General features: G+C 40.8%; 1 pseudogene. It reads right to left on the bottom strand.

The annotated features are described in order from the left end of the window. Positions 1 to 525: 525 nt before the first annotated feature. Positions 526 to 987: pseudogene (locus tag KT99_RS19855) on the bottom strand (hypothetical protein); the annotation flags it as partial. Positions 988 to 1,015: the final 28 nt, after the last annotated feature.

The following is a 1,015-nucleotide window of genomic DNA, read 5'->3' as shown; positions in this document are numbered from 1 at the left end:
TCCCCGAGGAATTATTCGATAAAGATAAGCTTACATTATGAAGAGCAGCATATTACAGCCGTATGGGTCTACTTGACAGTAAAATTTGAAGAGCATTGGAAGCCTGTTGATGTAGAGGTCGAGTTTAGATGCAAGTTCAAGGAGCGAAAGGTGGATGGGTAGGTTATATAGGGATATAGCACAGAGATATATAGCAAAGAGATACTTTTGAGCAATGTTTGTGGAAGCGGTATTCGCAATATTTTAGTAGCTCGTTACAGTCCGGTGCGTTTTTGGTTTTTTGAAAGTGCGTCTTCAGAGCGCTTTTGGTTTTCAAAAGCGCTCTGAAGTTCCTATACTTTCTAGAGAATAGGAACTTCGGAATAGGAACTTCAAAGCGTTTCCGAAAACGAGCGCTTCCGAAAATGCAACGCGAGCTGCGCACATACAGCTCACTGTTCACGTCGCACCTATATCTGCGTGTTGCCTGTATATATATATACATGAGAAGAACGGCATAGTGCGTGTTTATGCTTAAATGCGTACTTATATGCGTCTATTTATGTAGGATGAAAGGTAGTCTAGTACCTCCTGTGATATTATCCCATTCCATGCGGGGTATCGTATGCTTCCTTCAGCACTACCCTTTAGCTGTTCTATATGCTGCCACTCCTCAATTGGATTAGTCTCATCCTTCAATGCTATCATTTCCTTTGATATTGGATCATATGCATAGTACCGAGAAACTAGTGCGAAGTAGTGATCAGGTATTGCTGTTATCTGATGAGTATACGTTGTCCTGGCCACGGCAGAAGCACGCTTATCGCTCCAATTTCCCACAACATTAGTCAACTCCGTTAGGCCCTTCATTGAAAGAAATGAGGTCATCAAATGTCTTCCAATGTGAGATTTTGGGCCATTTTTTATAGCAAAGATTGAATAAGGCGCATTTTTCTTCAAAGCTTTATTGTACGATCTGACTAAGTTATCTTTTAATAATTGGTATTCCTGTTTATTGCTGAAGAATGCCGGTCAA

Source organism: Shewanella benthica KT99 (assembly GCF_000172075.1).
GTDB classification, from domain to species: Bacteria; Pseudomonadota; Gammaproteobacteria; order Enterobacterales; family Shewanellaceae; genus Shewanella; species Shewanella benthica_A.
Note: the sequence above shows the minus strand (reverse complement) of the source record. Positions and strands in the feature narration are given on the sequence as shown.